This is a genomic window from Streptomyces sp. NPDC048659 (assembly GCF_040650575.1).
Lineage (GTDB): Bacteria > Actinomycetota > Actinomycetes > Streptomycetales > Streptomycetaceae > Streptomyces.
On sequence record NZ_JBEZHM010000004.1, the window covers coordinates 175,946 to 197,639 of the forward strand.

The 21,694-nt window shown below is 72.2% G+C and carries 20 protein-coding genes; 10 read left to right on the forward strand and 10 right to left on the reverse strand.

Features of this window, described 5'->3' with window-relative positions:
* Positions 1-153: 153 nt before the first annotated feature.
* Positions 154-1,053 carry an HAD-IB family hydrolase gene (locus AB0C99_RS05290; protein ID WP_362469521.1) on the forward strand — a complete coding sequence of 300 codons (900 nt, stop codon included), beginning with the start codon at positions 154-156 and terminating at the stop codon, positions 1,051-1,053.
* 316 nt (positions 1,054-1,369) lie between these two features.
* Here AB0C99_RS05290 and AB0C99_RS05295 read toward each other — a convergent pair whose 3' ends face one another.
* The gene (locus AB0C99_RS05295; RefSeq protein WP_362469524.1) at positions 1,370-2,188 is read right to left on the reverse strand and encodes an oxidoreductase; all 819 of its coding nucleotides are present in this window, start codon (positions 2,186-2,188) and stop codon (positions 1,370-1,372) included.
* A 102-nt stretch (positions 2,189-2,290) separates the two neighbouring features.
* On the opposite strand from AB0C99_RS05295, the gene AB0C99_RS05300 reads away from it, so the two are divergent.
* Positions 2,291-3,277, forward strand: a complete 987-nt coding sequence (locus AB0C99_RS05300) for an ATP-binding protein (protein WP_362469527.1) — start codon at positions 2,291-2,293, stop codon at positions 3,275-3,277.
* A gap of 118 nt (positions 3,278-3,395) precedes the next feature.
* On the opposite strand, the gene AB0C99_RS05305 is transcribed toward AB0C99_RS05300, so the two are convergent.
* Positions 3,396-4,700, reverse strand: a complete 1,305-nt coding sequence (locus tag AB0C99_RS05305) for a hypothetical protein (protein WP_362469528.1) — start codon at positions 4,698-4,700, stop codon at positions 3,396-3,398.
* Between the two features lie 265 nt (positions 4,701-4,965).
* Here AB0C99_RS05305 and AB0C99_RS05310 point away from each other — a divergent pair, with 265 nt between their 5' ends.
* The 6 genes from AB0C99_RS05310 to AB0C99_RS05335 all read left to right on the forward strand — a co-directional run bounded on the left by AB0C99_RS05310 (position 4,966) and on the right by AB0C99_RS05335 (position 13,031).
* Positions 4,966-7,443 (forward strand): SulP family inorganic anion transporter, encoded by a 2,478-nt coding sequence (locus AB0C99_RS05310; RefSeq protein ID WP_362469531.1) that lies wholly within the window; start codon positions 4,966-4,968, stop codon positions 7,441-7,443.
* 143 nt (positions 7,444-7,586) lie between these two features.
* The gene (acs, locus tag AB0C99_RS05315) at positions 7,587-9,593 is read left to right on the forward strand and encodes an acetate--CoA ligase (RefSeq protein ID WP_362469534.1); all 2,007 of its coding nucleotides are present in this window, start codon (positions 7,587-7,589) and stop codon (positions 9,591-9,593) included.
* Between the two features lie 300 nt (positions 9,594-9,893).
* Complete coding sequence (nhaA, locus tag AB0C99_RS05320) at positions 9,894-11,297, forward strand: Na+/H+ antiporter NhaA (RefSeq protein WP_362469537.1); 1,404 nt, start codon at positions 9,894-9,896, stop codon at positions 11,295-11,297.
* Positions 11,298-11,335: 38 nt separating this feature from the next.
* Positions 11,336-11,800: a phage holin family protein gene (locus AB0C99_RS05325; protein WP_362469540.1), complete on the forward strand. Its 465-nt coding sequence runs from the start codon at positions 11,336-11,338 to the stop codon at positions 11,798-11,800.
* On the forward strand, positions 11,797-12,747 hold the full coding sequence (locus AB0C99_RS05330) for an alpha/beta hydrolase (protein WP_362469542.1): 951 nt from the start codon (positions 11,797-11,799) through the stop codon (positions 12,745-12,747). The genes AB0C99_RS05325 and AB0C99_RS05330 overlap by 4 nt, the downstream gene beginning before the upstream one ends.
* A gap of 95 nt (positions 12,748-12,842) precedes the next feature.
* On the forward strand, positions 12,843-13,031 hold the full coding sequence (locus AB0C99_RS05335) for a hypothetical protein (RefSeq protein WP_362469545.1): 189 nt from the start codon (positions 12,843-12,845) through the stop codon (positions 13,029-13,031).
* Between the two features lie 105 nt (positions 13,032-13,136).
* Here AB0C99_RS05335 and AB0C99_RS05340 read toward each other — a convergent pair whose 3' ends face one another.
* From AB0C99_RS05340 to nth, 3 genes are read right to left on the reverse strand one after another with little or no spacing between them, the layout of a single operon-like run.
* Positions 13,137-14,336, reverse strand: coding sequence for a MarP family serine protease (locus tag AB0C99_RS05340; protein ID WP_362469547.1), 1,200 nt, complete (start codon positions 14,334-14,336; stop codon positions 13,137-13,139).
* Positions 14,337-14,390: 54 nt separating this feature from the next.
* The gene (locus tag AB0C99_RS05345; RefSeq protein WP_362469550.1) at positions 14,391-15,089 is read right to left on the reverse strand and encodes a CoA pyrophosphatase; all 699 of its coding nucleotides are present in this window, start codon (positions 15,087-15,089) and stop codon (positions 14,391-14,393) included.
* A 47-nt stretch (positions 15,090-15,136) separates the two neighbouring features.
* Positions 15,137-16,030: an endonuclease III gene (gene nth, locus AB0C99_RS05350; protein ID WP_362469553.1), complete on the reverse strand. Its 894-nt coding sequence runs from the start codon at positions 16,028-16,030 to the stop codon at positions 15,137-15,139.
* Positions 16,031-16,306: 276 nt separating this feature from the next.
* On the opposite strand from nth, the gene AB0C99_RS05355 reads away from it, so the two are divergent.
* Positions 16,307-16,981 (forward strand): Crp/Fnr family transcriptional regulator, encoded by a 675-nt coding sequence (locus AB0C99_RS05355; protein ID WP_046910193.1) that lies wholly within the window; start codon positions 16,307-16,309, stop codon positions 16,979-16,981.
* An 87-nt stretch (positions 16,982-17,068) separates the two neighbouring features.
* Here the strand turns inward: AB0C99_RS05355 and AB0C99_RS05360 are convergent, their stop codons facing one another.
* The 5 genes from AB0C99_RS05360 to AB0C99_RS05380 all read right to left on the reverse strand — a co-directional run bounded on the left by AB0C99_RS05360 (position 17,069) and on the right by AB0C99_RS05380 (position 20,530).
* Positions 17,069-17,953, reverse strand: a complete 885-nt coding sequence (locus tag AB0C99_RS05360) for a prohibitin family protein (RefSeq protein ID WP_362469556.1) — start codon at positions 17,951-17,953, stop codon at positions 17,069-17,071.
* A gap of 124 nt (positions 17,954-18,077) precedes the next feature.
* Positions 18,078-18,908: an MBL fold metallo-hydrolase gene (locus tag AB0C99_RS05365; protein ID WP_362469559.1), complete on the reverse strand. Its 831-nt coding sequence runs from the start codon at positions 18,906-18,908 to the stop codon at positions 18,078-18,080.
* The gene (locus AB0C99_RS05370; RefSeq protein WP_362469562.1) at positions 18,905-19,783 is read right to left on the reverse strand and encodes an NUDIX hydrolase; all 879 of its coding nucleotides are present in this window, start codon (positions 19,781-19,783) and stop codon (positions 18,905-18,907) included. The genes AB0C99_RS05365 and AB0C99_RS05370 overlap by 4 nt, the downstream gene beginning before the upstream one ends.
* A 121-nt stretch (positions 19,784-19,904) precedes the next feature.
* On the reverse strand, positions 19,905-20,375 hold the full coding sequence (locus AB0C99_RS05375) for a RidA family protein (protein WP_362469565.1): 471 nt from the start codon (positions 20,373-20,375) through the stop codon (positions 19,905-19,907).
* The gene (locus AB0C99_RS05380; protein WP_123954897.1) at positions 20,372-20,530 is read right to left on the reverse strand and encodes a DUF4177 domain-containing protein; all 159 of its coding nucleotides are present in this window, start codon (positions 20,528-20,530) and stop codon (positions 20,372-20,374) included. The genes AB0C99_RS05375 and AB0C99_RS05380 overlap by 4 nt, the downstream gene beginning before the upstream one ends.
* Before the next feature lie 170 nt (positions 20,531-20,700).
* On the opposite strand from AB0C99_RS05380, the gene AB0C99_RS05385 reads away from it, so the two are divergent.
* On the forward strand, positions 20,701-21,663 hold the full coding sequence (locus tag AB0C99_RS05385; RefSeq protein ID WP_362469568.1) for an ArsA-related P-loop ATPase: 963 nt from the start codon (positions 20,701-20,703) through the stop codon (positions 21,661-21,663).
* Positions 21,664-21,694: the final 31 nt, after the last annotated feature.

The following is a 21,694-nucleotide window of genomic DNA, read 5'->3' on the forward strand; positions in this document are numbered from 1 at the left end:
GGAGAGCTGGGGTCGTCTCTCCGGCCGACTCGGGGGGGGGAGGAGCCGGACCGGGTTAGCACGGTCGCGAACGATCCGTGACTTCCATGGTGTACCCGAGAGCCTTCTCAGGCAAACCCACGCGCCCCAGCGTACGCCGAATGGCGGGCACCTATGCTCGGGCTCGTGGAAAACCACTCGATGCCGCGCGCGGCCGCCTTCTTTGACCTGGACAAGACGGTCATTGCGAAGTCCTCGACGCTGACCTTCAGCAAGTCCTTCTACCGGGGCGGACTGATCAGTCGCCGAGCCGCGCTGCGGACGGCGTACATCCAGTTCGTGTTCCTGGTGGGCGGAGCCGATCACGACCAGATGGAGCGGATGCGCGAATATCTTTCCGCCCTCTGCAAAGGCTGGAACGTCGCGCAGGTCAAGGAGCTCGTCGCCGAGACCCTGCACGACCTGATCGACCCGATCATCTACGACGAGGCGGCCTCGCTCATCGAGGGCCACCACGCGGCCGGCCGCGACGTCGTGATCGTCTCGACCTCGGGCGCGGAGGTCGTGGAGCCCATCGGGGAGATGCTGGGCGCCGACCGGGTCGTGGCCACCCGGATGGTGGTCGGCGAGGACGGCTGCTTCACCGGCGAGGTGGAGTACTACGCGTACGGCCCGACCAAGGCCGAGGCGGTCCGGGAGCTGGCGGAGTCCGAGGGCTACGACCTCTCCCGCTGCTACGCCTACAGCGACTCGGCGACCGACCTGCCGATGCTGGAGTCGGTGGGCCATCCGTACGCCGTGAATCCCGACCGGACGCTGCGGCGCGAGGCGACCGCCCGGGACTGGCCGGTGCTGGTCTTCGACAAGCCCGTCCGGCTCAAGCAGCGCCTGCCGGCGTTCCGGATGCCGCCCCGCCCGGCCCTGGTCGCCGCGGCGGCCGTCGGAGCGGCCGCGGCCACCGCCGGCATCGTCTGGTACGCCAGCCGCCGCAAGCACGCCGCGGTGACTCAGGCGGCAAAGGCGGCGAAGGCCGCCAAGACCACCGGACTTGCCGATCGCTTTGCCCGGATTTGAGGCGATTGCAAAGAAGCGGAGTCAGGACTTTCGCTTCCACCCGGACAGGAGTAGAAAGGAATCAGGCCCGCGAGACCTGGGACATCCGAGAGGATCACCTGTTGAGCATCACGGCCCCACGGACCTAAGTACGGAAACCCGGCACCCACGCGACGTCGACCCTTCGATTAAGGGCCAGCCGCACCAGGCGATGGGCAAAGTCCCCGCCTGATGGGCACATATCGAGGACGCTTGGTAACTGGGTGGACGTGCCAGCGGCGGTACCGCTCCTTGGTACCGCCGCAACCCCTGTCCAGGGGCGGATGATGAGGGACGATCAGGCCGCGCCGCGCTGCAGCGCCTCGCAGACGGCCGTCGACTCCCGGACCCCCAGCTCCACCGCGCGCCCGCAGTGCGCGATCCAGGCGCCCACGCCCTCCGGGGTGCCGGACAGATAGCCCTCGAAGGCGGCGACGTACGCGGCCCGCCCCAGCTCCGCGTGGCCGACCTCGGCCGGGCAGATCGCCTTCGGGTCCAGGCCGCTGCCGATCAGCACGATCCGCTCGGCGGCCCGCGCGATCAGGCCGTTGCGCGAGGTGAAGGGGCGCAGGGCGAGGAGTTCGCCGTGCACCACGGCGGCGGTGACCAGGGCGGGGGCGTCGCCGCCCGCGATGATCAGGTCAGCGAGGCCGTCCAGCCGGCCCGAGACCTCGGCCGGATCCGGGAGCGGCGCCTCGATCAGCGGCTCGTCGACGGGCTCGCCCGCCTGGCGCGGGCGGCCGGTGGTCTCGCGCGGGTCGCCCTCGGCGACGAGGTGCAGCCGGGCGAGGACCCGCAGCGGCGACTGGCGCCAGATCGACAGGAGCTGCCCGCACTCCGCGCCGAGCCGCAGGGCGGCGCCGACCGTGCGGGCCTCCTCGTCGCCGGAGAAGTCGGTGCGCCGCCGGACCTCCTCCAGGGCCCAGTCGGCACCCGAGAGGGCGGCCGAGCCGCGCGCCCCGCGCAGGGCCGCCTCGGCGGTGATCTCGTTGCTGCGGCGGCGCATCACACGGTGGCCGTAGACCCGGTCGACGGCCTTGCGTACGGAGTCCACCGAGTCGGCGACGCCCGGCAGGGAGCCGAGGGCGGCCAGGGGGTCAGAGGCGTGCGTACTCATAAGTAGGGAGGCTACGCGCCCCGGGCCGCCGCCCCACCTTGGAGTGGTCTTCTTCACGCACTTCGACCACGTGGTGCGAGGGAACCGCTACGGTAGGTGAACATGAAGATCGCTTTCGTGGGGAAGGGCGGCAGCGGCAAGACGACGCTGTCCTCGCTCTTCATCCGACACCTCGCCGCCGCCGACGCCCCGGTCATCGCGGTGGACGCCGACATCAACCAGCACCTCGGGGCGGCGCTCGGCCTCTCCGACGAGGAGGCCGCCGCGCTGCCCGCGATGGGCGCGCACCTGCCCCTGATCAAGGAGTACCTGCGGGGCTCCAACCCGCGGATCACCTCCTCGGACACGATGATCAAGACGACCCCGCCCGGGGAGGGTTCGCGGCTGCTGCGGGTCCGCGAGGAGAACCCCGTCTACGACACGTGCGCGCGGGCCGTCACGCTCGACGACGGCGGGATCCGGCTGATGGCGACGGGCCCGTTCACCGAGTCCGACCTCGGGGTGGCCTGCTACCACTCGAAGGTCGGCGCGGTCGAGCTGTGCCTGAACCACCTGGTGGACGGGTCCGACGAGTACGTGGTCGTCGACATGACCGCCGGTTCGGACTCCTTCGCCTCCGGGATGTTCACCCGCTTCGACATGACGTTCCTGGTCGCCGAGCCGACCCGCAAGGGCGTCTCGGTCTACCGCCAGTACAAGGAGTACGCGCGGGACTTCGGCGTCTCGCTGCGGGTGATCGGCAACAAGGTGCAGGGCCCGGAGGACGTGGACTTCCTGCGCGACGAGGTCGGCGACGACCTGCTCGTGACGGTCGGCCACTCCGACTGGGTGCGCGCGATGGAGAAGGGCCGCCCGCCCCGCTTCGAGCTCCTGGAGGCCGCCAACCGGATGGCCCTGCAGGCCCTGCAGAACGCGGCGGACGACTCGTACGCCCATCGCGACTGGGAGCGGTACACGCGCCAGATGGTCCACTTCCACCTGCGGAACGCGGAGAGCTGGGGCAACGCCAAGACCGGGGCCGACCTGGCGGCGCAGGTCGACCCCGGTTTCGTCCTCGACGAGGCGCTGGCCGCGCCCCAGCCCAGCTGAGGCCGGCGCGCCCGGGGCACGGGGCCCGGGCGCACCGGCCGAAGGCCCGCGCGGCCGGGCCCTCCGGGGCCGGCCCCGCGCCACAGGGCCGGCCCCGGAGGCGTACGGAAGGCGCGGGTCAGGGGCGCGCGGCCCGCGTGGCCGGGGCCGGGGCGCCCGCGGGGGCGGCCGGCTGCGCGGCCAGGAAGGTCTTCCAGCCGCCCTGCGGCGCCTCGCCCACCTTCAGGGTGCGCATCTTGGCGACGACCGCGGGGTCCTGGGCGTCGAGCCAGTCGGCGAGCTGGCGGAAGGAGACGCACTTGACGTCCTTCTGCACGCAGACCGTGGCGATCGTGTCCTCGATGGCACGCATGTACGTGCCGCCGTTCCAGGACTCGAAGTGGTTGCCGATGATCAGCGGCGCGCGGTTGCCCCGGTAGGAGCGCTCGAACGCCTGCACAAGGCCGTCGCGCATCTGGTTGCCCCAGTACTCGTGCTGGGACGGGTCGCCCTGGGTCGTACCGGACTGGTTCACGAGGAAGTTGTAGTCCATCGACAGGGTCTGGAAGGCGCGGCCGGGGACCGGGACGAGCTGCATCGACAGGTCCCACAGGCCCAGGTCCTTCTTGGGCCAGATCTGGTCGTTGACGCCGCTGGTGTCATAGCGGAAGCCCAGCTGGGCCGCGGCCTGCACGAAGTTCGCGCGGCCCTCCAGGCACGGCGTGCGGGCGCCGACGAGCTCCTTGTCGTAGTCGAACGGGAGCGGCTTCTCGCCCTTCAGGCCCGCGTTCGTCTTCCAGTTCTTGACGAAGGACTTGGCCTGCTTGATCTCGCTCTTCCACTCCTCGACCGACCAGGTGCCCACACCCCCCTCCGCGCCGCAGAAGTGCCCGTTGAAGTGGGTGCCGACCTCGTTGCCCTCCTCCCAGGCGCCGCGCAGCTCGCGCACGGTGTCGCGGATGCCCTGGACGTCGTTGAAGCCGATGTCGGAGCGGCCCGCGGAGTGCTGGGGCGGGTCGTACATCTCGCGCTTGGACTCGGGCAGCAGGTAGACGCCGCTGAGGAAGTACGTCATCTTCGCGTTGTACTGCTTGCCCACCTTGCGGAAGTGGGAGAAGAGCTTCTGGCTGTCCTCGCCGGCGCCGTCCCAGGAGAACACCACGAACTGCGGCGGCTCCTGACCCGGCTTCAGGCGCTGCCAGACCGGCTGGTCGGGCTGCTTGCCGGTGTAGGCGGTGGAGCCGTCGCCGATCAGCCGCACCGCGCTCTCCGGGGCCGCGGCGGGCGCCTTCTTGGCGCCGGCACCGCCCTGCCCGCCCGGACGGGCCGCGTCACCGGAGCCCGAGCAGCCGGCCAGGCCGGCGGTCAGGGCTACGGCGAGGGCGCCGACGGCGAGCACCCTCCTGGGCGCACGGACAGGGTTTCTTCTCCCGGCGGCTGACATCCGCCCCACCTCTCCTCGGATCCTCGGATTTGCGTACAAGCGGCGTCAACGTCGCACCAGAGGGACCGAAGAGCGTCAACGACAAGCGGCATATCTACGTTCTGTCACTGGATCCAGTGATTCATTGCCCTATTTGCCCCGAAAATAATGCCGGAGTCTTTACTTACCATTACCATCCATTTACCGAGCGTCATCAGCCGCGCCGGTGTCCCGCCGCTGCACCCCGCACGAGCCGCGACCACGCTGCCCCGGAGGAGACGGGAACATGACCCTCTGCCCCCCTGCCCGTACGACCACGACCGACCGGCCCCGCGCCCAGCGGCCCCACGGCCCGCCGGGCGGGCCGCCCCGGCGCTTCCGCATCGCGGGCGCGGACTTCTCCGCGTCGATCGCCGTCTTCCTGATCGCCCTGCCGCTCTCCCTGGGCATCGCCCTCGCCACCGGAGCCCCGCTCCAGGCCGGACTGGTGGCCGCCGCTGTCGGCGGCATCGTCGCCGGCCGGCTCGGCGGCTCCCCGCTCCAGGTCAGCGGCCCCGCCGCCGGCCTGACCGTGGTCACCGCCGAGCTGATCCAGCGCTACGGCTGGCGCACCACCTGCGCCATCACCGTCCTCGCCGGACTCGCCCAACTCGGCCTCGCCGCCCTGCGGGTGGCCCGGTCCGCGCTCGCCGTCTCGCCCGCCATCGTGCACGGGATGCTGGCCGGCATCGGCGTCACCATCGCCCTCGCGCAGCTCCACATCGTCCTCGGCGGCACCCCCCAGAGCTCCGCCGTGGACAACGCCCTCGGACTGCCCGCCCAGTTGGCCGACGCCTCCGCCGCCGCGCTCGTCGTCAGCGGCCTGACCATCGCGCTGCTGCTGCTCTGGCCCCGCCTGCCCGGGCGTACGGGACGGATCCTGCGCACGGTGCCCGCCGCGCTCGCCGCGGTGGCCGCCGCCACGGCCGTCGCCGCGCTCGCCGGGCTCGGCGTGCCCCGGGTGGACCTGCCGTCCTGGAGCAGCCACGCCCTGCCCGGCCTGCCGGAGGGCCCGGTCCTCGGGATCGCGGCCGGGGTCCTCACCATCACGCTGGTCACCAGCGTGCAGTCGCTGCTGTCCGCGGTCGCCGTCGACAAGCTGGCCGCGAAGCGCGCGGGTGCCACTGGCACCGCCGCCCCCCGCTCCCGGCTCGACCGCGAACTGGCGGGCCAGGGCGCGGCGAACATGGTGTCCGGGGCGCTCGGCGGGCTGCCGGTCGCCGGAGTGGCCGTCCGCAGCGTGGCGAACGTGTCGGCGGGCGCCGTCAGCCGCAACTCCTCGATACTGCACGGCCTGTGGATCGTCCTCGCCGCGCTCCTGCTCGTCCCCGTCCTCGACCTCATCCCGCTGCCCGCGCTGGCCGCCCTGGTGATGGTCGTCGGCGTCCAGATGGTCAGCATCACGCACATCCGCACGGTCACCCGTCACCGTGAAGTCCTGGTGTACGCGGTGACGGTGGCCGGGGTCGTCTTCGTCGGCATCCTGGAGGGCGTGGCCCTCGGGATCGCGGTGGCGGTCGCCGTCGCCATGCACCGGCTGGCCCGCACCCGGATCACCCGCGAGGAGCGGGACGGACGGCAGGTGGTCCGTATCCGGGGCCAGTTGACCTTCCTCGCGGTGCCGCGGCTGAGCCGGGCGCTGCACCAGATCCCGCCGGGCGCCGACGCGGTGGTGGAGCTGGACGGCTCCTTCATGGACCACGCGGCGTTCGAGACGCTGCACGACTGGCAGTCCTCCCACGTCGCCCACGGCGGCACGGTGGAGACGACCGGTCCCGGCGGCGGCCGGATCGCGGAGCCCGCCCCGGCGGGCCGTGCCGCGGCGGAGCCCGGGGCCGGGGCGGGCGCCCGGGGCGCCGCCGCCCGCTCCGGCGCGCACGCGCTGGGCGGCCAGCCCTGCTGCCGCCCCTGGACCCCCTGGCGCAACCACCAGTGCGACGAGCGCCCGCCGGCCGGCGGGACCGGCGGGACCACCGGGCAGCGGCTGGCCAGCGGCATCGGCGCCTTCCAGCGGAACACCGCCCCGCTGGTCCGCGACGAGCTGGCCCGGCTGGCCAGGGAGGGCCAGCGCCCCTCTCAGCTCTTCCTGACCTGCGCCGACTCCCGCCTGGTCACGAGCATGATCACGTCCAGCGGCCCCGGCGACCTGTTCACCGTGCGCAATGTGGGCAATCTGGTCCCGCTGCCCGGCGAGGAGAGCGGGGACGACTCCGTGGCGGCGGCGATCGAGTACGCGGTGGAGGTGCTGCGGGTCGAGTCGATCACGGTCTGCGGCCACTCCGGCTGCGGCGCCATGCAGGCGTTGCTGAACAGCGATCCCGCCGACCTCGCCGCCCCGCCGAGCCCGCTGCGCCGCTGGCTGCGGCACGGGCTGCCGAGCCTGGAGCGGATGGCGAGCCGCCGGCACGCCTGGGCGAGGATCGCGGGACGCCTCCCGGCCGACGCCGTCGAGCAGTTGTGCCTGACCAACGTGGTGCAGCAGCTGGAGCACCTGCGGGCGTACGAGCCGGTGGCGCGGCGGCTGGCGGACGGGACGCTGACGCTGCACGGGATGTACTTCCACGTGGGCGAGGCCCAGGCGTATCTGCTGGCCGGCACGGACGAGGTGCACAGCTACGACGACGTGTTCAACCACGTGCCGCCGGGGGCGGCTTCGGAGATCCGGCCCGGAGCCGCTTCGGCCGCTTCGGGGGCCCAGTCGCTGGAGCCGGCCCGCGCGTCCTGAACCATCCGCTCCGTTCCCGCGTGAAAGTGTGTGGCCCCCGCTTCCTTCCGCTCGGGAGGCGGGGGCCACCGCCACGTGCGCACTCACAGGTCTACACCAATTCCCCGGAGGCTCTTGTCACCCGGGCGTCCGCCTGATGAGCTATGACACGGGACACACAGGCACATAGGGACGCCCTGGGAAAGGGAGATGTCGTGAGCAACGAATCCTTGGCCAATCTGCTCAAGGAAGAGCGCCGTTTCGCGCCGCCGGCCGCGCTGGCCGCGAACGCCAACGTGACGGCGGAGGCGTACGAGCAGGCCAAGGCGGACCGGTTGGGCTTCTGGGCCGAGCAGGCCAAGCGGCTGAGCTGGGCCACCGAGCCGACCGAGACCCTCGACTGGTCGAATCCGCCGTTCGCCAAGTGGTTCGCCGACGGCGAGCTCAACGTCGCGTACAACTGCGTCGACCGGCACGTCGAGGCCGGCAACGGCGACCGGGTCGCCATCCACTTCGAGGGCGAGCCGGGCGACAGCCGCTCGATCACCTACGCCGAGCTCAAGGACGAGGTCTCCCGGGCGGCCAACGCGCTGACCGAGCTGGGTGTCACCAAGGGCGACCGGGTCGCGGTCTACCTGCCGATGATCCCCGAGGCGGCCGTGACGATGCTGGCCTGCGCCCGCATCGGCGCCGCCCACTCGGTCGTCTTCGGCGGCTTCTCGGCCGACGCCGTGGCCTCCCGCATCCAGGACGCCGACGCCAAGCTGGTCGTCACCGCCGACGGCGGCTACCGCCGCGGCAAGCCCTCGGCCCTGAAGCCCGCGATCGACGAGGCCGTGGCCCGCTGCCCGCAGGTCGAGCACGTCCTGGTGGTCCGCCGCACCGGCCAGGAGACCGCCTTCACCGAGGGCCGCGACGTCTGGTGGGACGACATCGTCGCCCGCCAGTCCGCCGAGCACGCCCCGGAGGCGTTCGACGCGGAGCACCCGCTCTTCATCCTCTACACCTCCGGCACCACCGGGAAGCCGAAGGGCATCCTGCACACCTCGGGCGGCTACCTCACCCAGGCCAGCTACACCCACCAGGCCGTCTTCGACCTCAAGCCGGAGACCGACGTCTACTGGTGCACGGCCGACATCGGCTGGGTCACCGGCCACTCGTACATCGTCTACGGCCCGCTCTCCAACGGCGCCACCCAGGTCATGTACGAGGGCACCCCGGACACCCCGCACCAGGGGCGCTTCTGGGAGATCATCCAGAAGTACAAGGTCAGCATCTTCTACACGGCGCCGACCGCGATCCGGATGTTCATGAAGTGGGGCGACGACATCCCCGCCAAGTTCGACCTGTCCTCGCTGCGCGTCCTCGGTTCGGTCGGCGAGCCGATCAACCCCGAGGCGTGGATCTGGTACCGCAAGAACATCGGCGCCGACAACTGCCCGATCGTGGACACCTGGTGGCAGACCGAGACCGGCGCGATGATGATCTCGCCGCTGCCCGGTGTCACCGAGACCAAGCCCGGCTCGGCCCAGCGCGCGCTGCCCGGCATCTCCGCCACCGTCGTCGACGACGAGGCCAACGAGGTGCCGAACGGGGGTGGCGGCTACCTGGTCCTCACCGAGCCGTGGCCGTCGATGCTCCGCACCATCTGGGGCGACGACCAGCGGTACATCGACACCTACTGGTCCCGCTTCGAGGGCACGTACTTCGCCGGCGACGGCGCGAAGAAGGACGAGGACGGCGACATCTGGCTGCTCGGCCGGGTCGACGACGTCATGCTCGTCTCGGGCCACAACATCTCCACCACCGAGGTCGAGTCCGCGCTCGTCTCCCACCCGGCCGTCGCCGAGGCCGCCGTGGTCGGCGCCGCCGACGCCACGACCGGTCAGGCCATCGTGGCCTTCGTGATCCTGCGCGGCTCGGCCAGCGAGGACGACGCCCTCGTCGCCGAGCTCCGCGACCACGTCGGCAAGACCCTCGGCCCGATCGCCAAGCCCAAGCGCGTCCTGCCGGTCGCCGAGCTGCCCAAGACCCGCTCGGGCAAGATCATGCGCCGGCTGCTGCGGGACGTCGCCGAGAACCGCGAGCTGGGCGACGTCACCACCCTGACGGACTCCTCGGTCATGGACCTCATCCAGACCAAGCTCCCGGCCTCCTCCAGCGAGGACTGAGCCCCCGCGGCCGTACGAAGGCACGCATAGCGGTACAGATCGACACAGAGGCGCCCGCCCCGCAACCCGGGGGGCGGGCGCCTCCGCGTTGTCCACAGGCTGGGGACGGGCTTGTCCACAGATGCCGGACGCTCACATGCCCGACGCCGCTTATGCACCTAAAGTGAAGATCACCGGACACCACCGCGCACCGTTAGGTAAAGTAAGGACCGCGTCAGTGACGCGACAAGAACATCTAGGTGCGCCGGGAAGTCTGGTCGGCATGTGCTTCGTCCTGCCCACCGACCGGAGGTTCTCACCGTGCCCGCGCCCGAGCCCACCACCACCGACCGCAAATTCCTCGGCCGGCTGTCGCTCCCGGAGCGCCGCTACCTCGCCGACGCGCTGCGCACCGAGACCGTCGGCGGCGTCCTCCTGCTCCTCGCCGCCATCGCCGCGCTCGTCTGGGCCAACACGCCCCTGAAGGACAGCTACGCGACGATCCGCGACTTCCACATAGGCCCGGCCGCCCTCGGCCTCGACCTCTCGATCCAGCACTGGGCCGCCGACGGCCTGCTCGCGATCTTCTTCTTCGTCGCCGGCATCGAGCTCAAGCGCGAGCTCGTCGCGGGCGAGCTGCGCGACCCCAAGGCCGCCGCGCTCCCCGTCATAGCCGCCATCTGCGGCATGGCCGTGCCCGCCCTGGTCTACACGCTGGTCAACGTGGTGGGGAACGGCTCCCTCGACGGCTGGGCGGTGCCCACCGCCACGGACATCGCCTTCGCGCTCGCCGTCCTCGCCGTCATCGGCACCTCGCTGCCCTCGGCGCTGCGCGCCTTCCTGCTGACCCTCGCCGTCGTCGACGACCTGTTCGCCATCCTGATCATCGCGGTCTTCTTCACCAGCGACCTGAACTTCGCCGCCCTCGGCGGCGCCTTCGCCGGACTCGTCGTCTTCTGGCTGCTGCTGCGCAAGGGCGTCCGCGGCTGGTACGTGTACGTCCCGCTCGCCCTGGTCATCTGGGGCCTGATGTACAACAGCGGCGTCCACGCCACCATCGCCGGCGTCGCCATGGGCCTGATGCTGCGCTGCACCACCCGCGAGGGCGAGGAGCACTCCCCCGGCGAGCACATCGAGCACCTGGTCCGGCCGATCTCCGCCGGTCTCGCAGTGCCGCTGTTCGCGCTGTTCTCGGCCGGCGTCACCGTCTCCGGCGGCGCCCTCGGCGACGTCTTCACCCAGCCCGTCACCCTCGGCGTGGTGCTCGGCCTCGTCGTCGGCAAGGCCATCGGCATCTTCGGCGGCACCTGGCTCGCCGCCCGCTTCACCAGGGCCTCGCTCAACCCCGAGCTGGTCTGGCCGGACGTCTTCGCCGTCGCCTCCCTCGCCGGCATCGGCTTCACCGTCTCGCTGCTCATCGGCGAGCTGGCCTTCGTCGACGACCCCGCCCTGATGGAGGAGGTGAAGGCCGCGGTCCTGGTCGGCTCGCTGATAGCCGCCGTGCTCGCCTCCGTCCTGCTGAAGCTGCGGGTCCGCAAGTACCAGGCGCTGATCGCGGAGGAGGAGCGGGACGAGGACCAGGACGGCATCCCGGACATGTACGAGGAGGACAACCCCGAGTTCCACCTCCGGATGGCGGAGATCTACGAGAAGAAGGCCGCGGAGCACCGTCAGCGCGCCGAACTGGCGGGGGCATCGCGCGACGAGGCCGACCGTCCGGCATGATCTGAGGTCGGACCGTTACAGGAGAAAAGGGAGCAGCGATGAGCGACCCGTTCGACGGAGCCGAGCGCAGCCTCGGCCAGCTGGTCGCCTCGGCGACCGCCGAGATGTCCGCCCTGGTGCACGACGAGATCGCCCTGGCGAAGGCGGAGATCAAGCAGGACGTCAAGCGCGGCGCGATCGGCAGCGCGGCCGGCCTGGTGGCCGTGGTGGTGCTGCTGTTCTCTCTGCCCCTGCTGAGCTTCGCGCTCGCCTACGGGATCCAGGCGTGGAGCCACTGGCACATCTCGGTCTGCTTCCTGCTGTCGTTCGCGGCGAACGTGCTGCTGGCGCTGCTGCTCGGGCTCGTGGCGTACGCGAAGTTCCGCAAGGTGAAGCCGCCGGAGAAGTCCATCGCCTCCGCCAAGCAGACCGCGGCGATCATGGGGAACGTCAAGCCGCACCCCCGTGCCGAGGTCGCCGCGGCGCGGGACAAGGCCGCCGCTGTGGCACGCTCGTCCGTATGACCGTCCCTGAGAGCAGCAGCGGCAGCGGCGCCGGAGGCCCGGTGCGGATCGAGGGTCCCTGGACCCATCGTGACGTGGCGGCCAACGGCGCCCGGTTCCACATCGCCGAGATGGGCGACGGGCCGCTGGTGCTGCTGTTGCACGGCTTCCCGCAGTTCTGGTGGACCTGGCGGCACCAGCTCCCCGTGCTGGCCGAGGCCGGTTTCCGGGCCGTGGCGATGGACCTGCGCGGCGTGGGCGGCAGCGACCGCACCCCGCGCGGCTACGACCCGGCCAACCTGGCGCTCGACGTCACCGGCGTGATCCGCTCGCTCGGCGAGCCGGACGCGGCGCTCGTCGGGCACGACCTGGGCGGCTACCTCGCCTGGACGGCGGCCGTGATGCGGCCGAAGCTGGTGCGCCGGCTCGTGGTGTCCTCGATGCCGCACCCGCGCCGCTGGCGATCGGCGATGCTCTCGGACTTCGCGCAGTCGCGCGCCGGCTCCCACATCTGGGGCTTCCAGCGCCCCTGGCTGCCGGAGCGTCAGCTCGTCGCGGACGACGCGGCGCTGGTGGGGCGTCTGATCGAGGACTGGTCCGGGCCGCACCCGCGCTCGGCGGCGGACGAGGACGCCCTCGACGTCTACCGGCGGGCGATGCTCATCCCGTCGACGGCGCACTGCTCGATCGAGCCGTACCGCTGGATGGTGCGCTCGCTGGCCCGGCCCGACGGCGTGCAGTTCAACCGGCGCATGAAGCGGCCGGTACGGGTGCCCACGCTGCACCTGCACGGCTCGCTCGACCCGGTGACGCGGACGCGTAGCGCGGCCGGTTCCGGGCAGTATGTGGAGGCGCCGTACCGGTGGCGGCTCTTCGACGGGCTGGGGCACTTCCCGCACGAGGAGGACCCGGCGGCGTTCTCCGCCGAGCTGGTCAACTGGCTGAAGGATCCCGAGCCGGACCGCTGAGGGGCGCGAGCCCTCCTGCCATGTGCCCCGCGCATACGCCAATTGGCGGCCCCTCAGGCGGTTACCGACCTTGGGCCCCGGGCAGACGTCCCGGTATGGGCTGGACGCACGACTACGGTGACACCGCACGCGACCGCCGCTCGATCGGCGGCACCGAGGCCCCGGAAGGGGGCGGCACGCGAGAGCACGGCCACGCGCATCCCGCGCGGGACGTGGGCATCTCGCGCATCCTGCGGCGGCGGGCCCGCTGGGTCTCCGCCCGGCTGCGTCACCCCCGTACGTAGCCGGCCCGGGGCGCCGGAACCACCGGGCGCACCCGCCTCACCCTCACCCGAGACACCCGGCGCACCCGACTCACCGGGCGCGCCCGACTCGCTCGACCCGTCCGGCTAGAGGGCGCATCCCTGGGTGTCGACCTGCTGGTTGGCGGCGCGGCCCTGGGCGATGTCGCCCTTGATCTCGTCGACCGTCAGCGCGTAGCCGGTGTCCGCGTCGTCGAGGGAGCGGGCGAAGATCACGCCGTACACCTCGCCCTCCGGGGTGAGCAGCGGGCCGCCGGAGTTGCCCTGACGGACCGTCGCGTACAGCGAGTACACGTCCCTGCGCACCTCGCCGCGGTGGTAGATGTCGGGGCCCTTGGCGCTGATCCGGCCGCGCACACGGGCCGAGCGCACGTCGTAGGCGCCGTTCTCCGGGAAGCCGGCCACGATCGCGTTGTCGCCGCTGTGGGCGTCCCCGTCGGTGAACCGGAGCGGCTTCGCGTCGAGGTCGGGCACGTCGAGGACGGCGATGTCGCGCTTCCAGTCGTAGAGCACGACCTTGGCGTCGTAGAGCTTGCCCTCGCCGCCTATCTGGACGGTCGGCTCGTCGACCCCGCCGACGACGTGGGCGTTGGTCATGACCCGGCGGTCGGAGAAGACGAAGCCGGTGCCTTCGAGGACCTTGCCACAGCTCGGGGCGGTGCCGACGACCTTCACGATGGAGCGCTGGGCGCGGGCGGCGACCGGGCTGCCCGCGAGCGCCGGGTCGGGCGGCCGGACCTCGGTGATGGGCTCGTTCGCGAAGGGGCTGAAGACCTGCGGGAAGCCGTTCTGCGCGAGGGTCGAGGTGAAGTTGGAGAACCAGGTCGACACCTGAGCGGGCATCAGGCGCTCGACGCCGAGGAGCACCTTGGAGTTGCGCACCTCCTTGCTCACCGTCGGCATCGCGGTGCGGGCCAGCATGGAGCCCAGCAGCCAGGCCACGAGGAGCATCGCCAGTACGTTGACCAGGGCGCCGCCGGTGGCGTCGAGGGCGCGCGCGGGGGACCAGGTGATGTGCCGGCGCAGCTTGTTGCCCAGGTGGGTGGTGAACGCCTGGCCGACGGAGGCGCAGACGATGACCACGACCACGAAGACGATGGTCGCCGTGGTCGTGACCTGGCTGCGGTCGGTCAGCGCGTTCCAGGCGATCGGGAGCAGCAGCACGGCGACGAGGCCGCCGCCGAGGAAGCCGATCACCGACAGGATCCCGACCACGAATCCCTGGCGGTAACCGATGATCGCGAACCACACGGCGGCGAGCAGCAACAGGATGTCCAGCACGTTCACCGTCAGTAGCCTCGCAGATAGGTGTTCGGTCGCCCGGGGTCAGCCGTCAGCCTGTCATGAGCGCCAGTCGAGCGGGACCTGCTTCGACCGGTCCCAGGGGCGCTCCCAGCCCGCGTAGTGCAGGATCCGGTCGATCACCCCGGCGGTGAACCCCCAGACCAGGGCGGATTCGACGAGGAACGCGGGGCCGGTGTGGCCGCTGGGGTGACGGGAGGTCGCGCGGTTCGCGGGATCCGTGAGATCCGCCACGGGGACGGTGAAGACCCGGGCGGTCTCGGCGGGGTCCACGGCCCCGACCGGGCTGGGGGCGCGCCACCAGCCGAGGACGGGGGTGACGACGAAGCCGCTGACCGGGATGTAGAGCCGGGGCAGCACGCCGAAGAGCTGGACGCCGGAGGGGTCGAGGCCGGTCTCCTCCCGCGCCTCGCGCAGCGCGGCCCGCAGCAGCCCGCCGTCGGCCGGGTCGCCGTCCTCGGGGTCGAGGGCGCCGCCGGGGAAGGAGGGCTGTCCCGCGTGCGAGCGGAGGGTGCCGGCGCGCTCCATGAGGAGCAGCTCGGGGCCCCGCTCGCCCTCGCCGAAGAGGATGAGCACGGCGGACTGGCGCCCCGCGCCGTCCTCGGGCGGCAGGAAGCGGCTCAGCTGCTCGGGCGCGACCGTGCGCGCGGCCCGCTCGACCGGCGCCAGCCAGTCCGGCAGGCCCGCGCCGCTGACCAGGCCGCCCGTACCGTGGATCTCTTCACCAGTGCGCGTCATAGGCACCCCCGTGGTTCACAACGCGATCGGAGTGTGGGTTCGTTCCCTCACGAGCTCGCGCCCAGCGGCGGAGCCGGGCGGCCGGGGTAGTCCGGGGGCGGGTTGAGCCGCTGGCCCGGGAAGCCGCCCTTCTCGTACTTGAGCAGCTTCTTCGCCTTCTCCGGGTCCGTCTCGCCCTCGCCGTACGCGGGGCAGAGGTGGGTGATCGGGCAGGCGCCGCAGGCGGGCTTGCGGGCGTGGCAGATGCGGCGGCCGTGGAAGATCACCCGGTGCGAGAGCATCGTCCACTCGCTCTTCGGGAAGATCTCGGCGACCTCGGCCTCGATCTTGACCGGGTCCTCCTGCTCGGTCCACTTCCAGCGGCGGGCGAGCCGCATGAAGTGGGTGTCCACGGTGATGCCGGGCACGCCGAAGGCGTTGCCGAGGACGACGAAGGCGGTCTTGCGGCCGACGCCGGGCAGCTTGACCAGGTCCTCCAGGCGGCCGGGGACCTCGCCGCCGAAGTCGTCGCGGAGGGCGACGGCCAGGCCCATGATCGACTTGGTCTTGGCGCGGAAGAAGCCGGTGGGCCGGATCAGCTCCTCGACCTCCTCGGGGACGGCGGCGGCCAGGTCCTCGGGGGTCGGGTACTTCGCGAAGAGCGCCGGGGTGGTCTGGTTGACCCTCAGGTCGGTGGTCTGCGCGGACATGACCGTGGCGACCAGGAGCTCGAAGGGGTTGCGGAAGTCGAGCTCGGGATGGGCGTACGGGTAGACCTCGGCGAGCTCCCGGTTGATCTTCCGGGCCCGCCGCACCATGGCGAGATGCGACTCGGGCTTGGCGCTCGGCTTGGCGGCCTTGGCCGCGGGCTTGGCTACGGGCTTGGCCGCGGCCTTGGCGCTCTTCACCACGGGCTTCCCCGGCTTCCTCGTCCCGGCAGCCGTCGGCTCCGACTTCGTCACGGACCGCTTCCCCGGTGCGCGTTTCGTCGCTTTCGTCTGTTTCGACACGCCGTGTTCGCCCACAGCGGAATTACCTTCGTCCGGCACTCTTCCAGCCCCCTTGGCCTGTGCTCTCACCGGCGAGTTGGACACCCGGCCAGCCTAGGCGTCGCCGCCGACATCCGCCCCGCGCGGTGCCGATCACGACCCAATCGGGCCCCTGACGTACGGAAAGGCCGTCCGGTGAGTCAAACTTGTTGTGATTGATCGCACTGAGGCCGACATAGGAGAGAACTCGTGGACGACGTTCTGCGGCGCGCCCCGCTGTTCGCGGCGCTCGACGACGAGCAGGCCGCCGAGCTGCGCGCCTCGATGAGTGAGGCGACGCTGGCCCGTGGAGACGCGCTGTTCCACGAGGGCGACCCGGGTGACCGGCTCTACGTGGTCACCGAGGGCAAGGTGAAGCTGCACCGCACCTCGCCCGACGGGCGCGAGAACATGCTGGCGGTCCTCGGCCCCGGCGAGCTCATCGGCGAGCTGTCCCTGTTCGACCCGGGCCCGCGCACCGCCACGGCGACCGCGCTCACCGAGGTCAAGCTGCTCGGCCTCGGCCACGGCGACCTCCAGCCCTGGCTGAACGCGCGCCCCGAGGTGGCCAGCGCCCTGCTGCGCGCCGTCGCCCGCCGGCTCCGCAAGACCAACGACCAGATGTCCGACCTGGTCTTCTCCGACGTGCCGGGCCGGGTCGCCCGCGCGCTCCTCGACCTGTCGCGCCGCTTCGGCGTGCAGTCGGAGGAGGGCATCCACGTCGTCCACGACCTCACCCAGGAGGAGCTGGCCCAGCTGGTCGGCGCCTCCCGCGAGACGGTCAACAAGGCGCTCGCCGACTTCGCCCAGCGCGGCTGGCTGCGCCTGGAGGCCCGCGCCGTGATCCTGCTGGACGTCGAGCGCCTCGCGAAGCGCTCGCGCTAGGCACCGCGTACGCGATACGTACGGAAGGGGCCGCCCGGTCGAACCGGGCGGCCCCTTCCGCGTGCCGTACGAGCCGGACGGCCGGCCCTAGCGCTTCGTACCGTCCACGATCAGCGGGTTCGCGTTGCCACCGCCGCAGGGCACCGCGTAGACCGGGTTCTTGGCCGACGCCTCCCGGTACGCGTCGATGCACTGGTTCATCAGGACCTTGTCGGTCAGCGAGTCGTTCAGGATCTTGTTGGCGCGGGCGATGCCCTCGGCCTCGATGCGGCGGCGGTCGGACTCCGCCTTGGCGGTACGGGCGGCCTCCAGCGCCCGCTCGGTCGCCTGCTGCTGCTGGATCTTGCGGTCGATCTGGCCCTGGAGCGCGTTCGACGGCTTCACGTTGCGCAGGTTCACCGTGGTGACGTCGATCCCGCGCGGGGCGAGCCGCTCCTTGATCAGGCCGGCGATCTCCGCGTTGATCTTCTCGCGGTCCGAGGCGTAGCCCTGCTCGCTGGTGTAGCGCGCGAAGACGTTGCGGACGATCTCCCGGCTGTCCGGGTAGACCAGGCGCTGCTGGATGGCGTCCTCGCTGCCGGCCAGCTTGTACAGCTCGACCGCCTTCGAGGGGTGCACCGCCCACTTCACGGTGACCTCCGCGTACATCACGCCGCCCTGCGAGGAACGCACCTCGACCACGTCCTTGTCGGAGAGGTTGAGGTCCACGGGCCGCGTGGAGAAGGTCGTGACGTCGGTGAACGGCGACTTCACGTGCATCCCGGAGGTCATCGGCGTCCCCACCTTGCCGAAGGCGACCGGGACGCCGACCTCGTACGCGCTGATCACGTACGTCATGCTCGCGATCAGCGAGAACAGGCCGGCTATCAGGGCGCCGAGACCACCGAACTTGAGGCCGGACGAGTCGTTGACGCGGCCGATGATGTACAGCACCACCGCGACGATGACCAACAGGACGGCAAAGACGAACACGGGCTTCCCCCCCAGGAGCTTTGACCAGATGTACGCGGAGCGTAAGACACTCCGCCGGGCCGCCCGGTTGCGGGGCCGCCCCGGGACGGCCCGCCCCCTCCCCGGCCGGCCGTCCTCCTCGCCGTCAGACCAGGCCGCGCTCCTTCAGGTAGTCGAGCTGCGCCCGCACCGAGAGCTCGGCGGCCGGCCACAGCGAGCGGTCCACCGCCGCGTACACCTGGGCGACGATCTCGGGGGCCGTGCGGGCCCCGCTCCCGACGGCCGCCTCCACCTGGGCGAGGCGGCTCGCGCGGTGCGCCAGATAGAACTCCAGGGCCCCCTGGGCGTCCTCCAGGACCGGGCCGTGCCCCGGCAGGACGGTGTGCACCCCGTCGTCGACGGTGAGCGAGCGCAGCCGCCGCAGCGAGTCCAGGTACTCCCCCAGCCGCCCGTCGGGGTGCGCCACCATCGTCGTGCCGCGCCCCAGGACGGTGTCGCCGGTGAGGACCGCGCCGTCGGCCGGGAGGTGGAAGGAGAGCGAGTCGGAGGTGTGCCCGGGGGTCGCCACGACCCGCAGTTCGAGCCCGCCGGTGGTGACCACGTCGCCCTCGCCGAGGCCCTCGTCGCCCAGCCGCAGGGCCGGGTCGAGCGCCCGCACCGCGCTGCGGGTCAGCTCGGCGAAGCGCACGGCGCCCTCGGCGTGGTCCGGGTGCCCGTGGGTGAGCAGGGTGAGCCCGACCCGCTTGCCCAGCTTCTCGGCGGTCTCCACGACCCGCCGCAGGTGCCCCTCGTCGAGCGGGCCCGGGTCGATGACGACGGCGAGCCCGGAGTCCGGCTCGGCGACGATCCAGGTGTTGGTGCCGTCCAGGGTCATCGCCGAGGCGTTCGGCGCGAGGACGTTCACCGCGCGGGCGGTCGCCGGGCCGGAGACGACGGCCCCGCGCGGCTGCCCCGGCAGGTCGGCGGCGGAGCTCACGCGGCGCCCCCGGCGGGGATGTGCTTGGTGAACTCGTCATGCCCCGGCCAGCTCAGCACCAGCTCGTCGCCGTCCAGCCGCGCCTGCGCGAGGACCGGCGCCAGGTCCTGCCGCCCGGCCGCCGCGAGGGCCTCGCCCGCCGTGCCGAAGCCCTCCAGGCCGCGCAGGGTCGAGATGGTCGGCGGCATCATCGTCAGCTCGCCCCGGTCGTAGCCCGCCGCCGCCTCGGCCGGGCGGATCCAGACGGTGCGGTCCGCCTCGGTCGACGCGTTGCGCGTGCGCTGGCCGGCCGGGAGGGCGGCCACGAAGAACCAGGTGTCGTAGCGCCGGGGCTCGAACTCGGGCGTGATCCAGCGGGCCCAGGCGCCGAGCAGGTCGGAGCGGAGCACGAGCCCGCGCCGGTCGAGGAAGTCGGCGAAGGACAGCTCGCGCGCGACCAGCGCCGCGCGGTCCGCCTCCCAGGCGTCCCCGGTGGTGTCGCCGACCACGCTGTCCGGGGTCTCCCCGGCGAGCAGCACGCCCGCCTCCTCGTACGTCTCGCGCACGGCGGCGCAGACGACGGCCTGGGCCTGCGCGGGCTCGGCGAGGCCGAGGCGGGCCGCCCACTCCTCGCGGGAGGGCCCGGCCCAGCGCACCGGCTGCTCGTCGCGCGGGTCCACTCCGCCGCCGGGGTACGCGTACGCCCCGCCGGCGAAGGCCATGGAGGCGCGGCGGCGCAGCATGTGGACGGCGGGGCCCTCGGCGCCGTCCTTGAGGAGCAGCACGGTGGCGGCCCGCCTGGGTGTGGCGGGGACCAGCTCACCGGCGGCGAGGGCGCGGATCCGGTCGGGCCATTCCGGTGGGTACCACTGACCATTCGACTGACCATTCGACATGGCCGGATGCTATGCGCAAGCATCGGAATGCACGAGAGCCGATCCTCCGCCTGTGGAAAACCACCTGTGGAGAACCGGCTCTTCGGGCGCCCGCGACCGCGGGCGGGGTGTTACGGGCGGGTCAGTCCTGGACGAGCTCGACCTGGACCTCGACCTCGACCGGCGCGTCGAGCGGGAGCACGGCGACGCCGACGGCGCTGCGCGCGTGCACGCCCTTCTCGCCGAGGACGGCGCCGAGCAGCTCGCTGGCGCCGTTGATGACGCCGGGCTGGCCGGTGAAGTCGGTGGCGGAGGCGACGAAGCCGACGACCTTCACGACGCGCTTGACGCGGTCGAGGTCACCGGCGATCGACTTGACGGCGGCGAGCGCGTTCAGCGCGCAGGTGGCGGCGAGCTCCTTGGCCTCCTCGGCCGTGACCTCGGCGCCGACCTTGCCGGTGACGGGCAGCTCGCCCGCGACCATCGGGAGCTGGCCCGAGGTGTAGACGTAGACGCCCGACTGCACGGCCGGCTGGTACGCGGCCAGCGGCGGCACGACCTCCGGCAGGGTCAGCCCGAGCTCGGCGAGCTTCGCCTCGACGGCCCCGCTCACGACTTGGCCCGCTTCAGGTAGGCCACGAGCTGCTCGGGGTTGTTCGGCCCGGGCACGACCTGGACGAGCTCCCAGCCGTCCTCGCCCCAGGTGTCCAGAATCTGCTTCGTCGCGTGCACCAGCAGCGGCACAGTCGCGTACTCCCACTTGGTCATGAGCCGACTGTAGCCGCTGCCGGGGGCGGGTCCCGCCGAGGCGGTCCCCCGCGGTCGTCTCCGGGCGGCCGTCCCGCCGTCGTCTCCGGGTCGCGTCGGGGTCGGCCTCCGGGTCGGCTCCGGGGCGGCCCTCTGATTGGGCCGGGCCGGCAGTGGTTAGGCTCGAAGGCGTGAGCAGGCTCCAGGTCGTCAGCGGCAAGGGCGGTACCGGTAAGACCACGGTCGCCGCCGCACTCGCGCTCGCCCTCGCGACGGAGGGCAAGCGCACCCTTCTCGTGGAGGTCGAGGGCAGACAGGGCATCGCGCAGATCTTCGAGACGGAGCCGTTGCCGTACGAGGAGCGCAAGATCGCCGTGGCCCCGGGCGGCGGCGAGGTGTTCGCCCTGGCCATCGACGCCGAGCGGGCCCTCCTCGACTACCTCCAGATGTTCTACAAACTGGGCGGCGCGGGCCGGGCCCTGAAGAAGCTGGGCGCGATCGACTTCGCGACGACCATCGCCCCGGGCGTCCGGGACGTGCTGCTGACCGGGAAGGCGTGCGAGGCGGTGCGCCGGCGCGAGAAGCAGGGCGGCTTCGCGTACGACTACGTGGTGATGGACGCCCCGCCGACGGGCCGCATCACCCGCTTCCTCAACGTGAACGACGAGGTGGCCGGTCTCGCCCGGATCGGCCCGATACACAATCAGGCCCAGGCCGTCATGCGCTTCCTGAAGTCCCCGGACACGGCGGTGCACCTGGTGACGCTGCTGGAGGAGATGCCGGTCCAGGAGACCGCGGACGGCATCGCGGAGCTGCGCGCGGCCGAACTGCCGGTGGGCCGCGCCGTCGTGAACATGGTCCGCCCGCACGTCCTGGACGAGGCGGCGGTACGGGCCGCCTCCGGCGACCACCGCGCCGCGATCGCCGCGACCCTGGCGGCGGCGGGTGTCAAGGGCGGCCCGGCGCTGGTCGAGCCGCTGCTGGAGCAGGCCGCGGAGCACGCCCAGCGGGTGGAGCTGGAGCGGGCGCAGCGGGCGGTGCTCGACGGCATCGGGGTGCCGACGTACGAACTGCCCTTCCTGGGCGACGGGGCGGACATCGCCGGCCTCTACCGGCTGGCGAAGGAACTGCGGAGGCAAGGGGTGGGCGCGTGACCGAGGCGCGGAAAGCCGAGCCGCTGAAGGC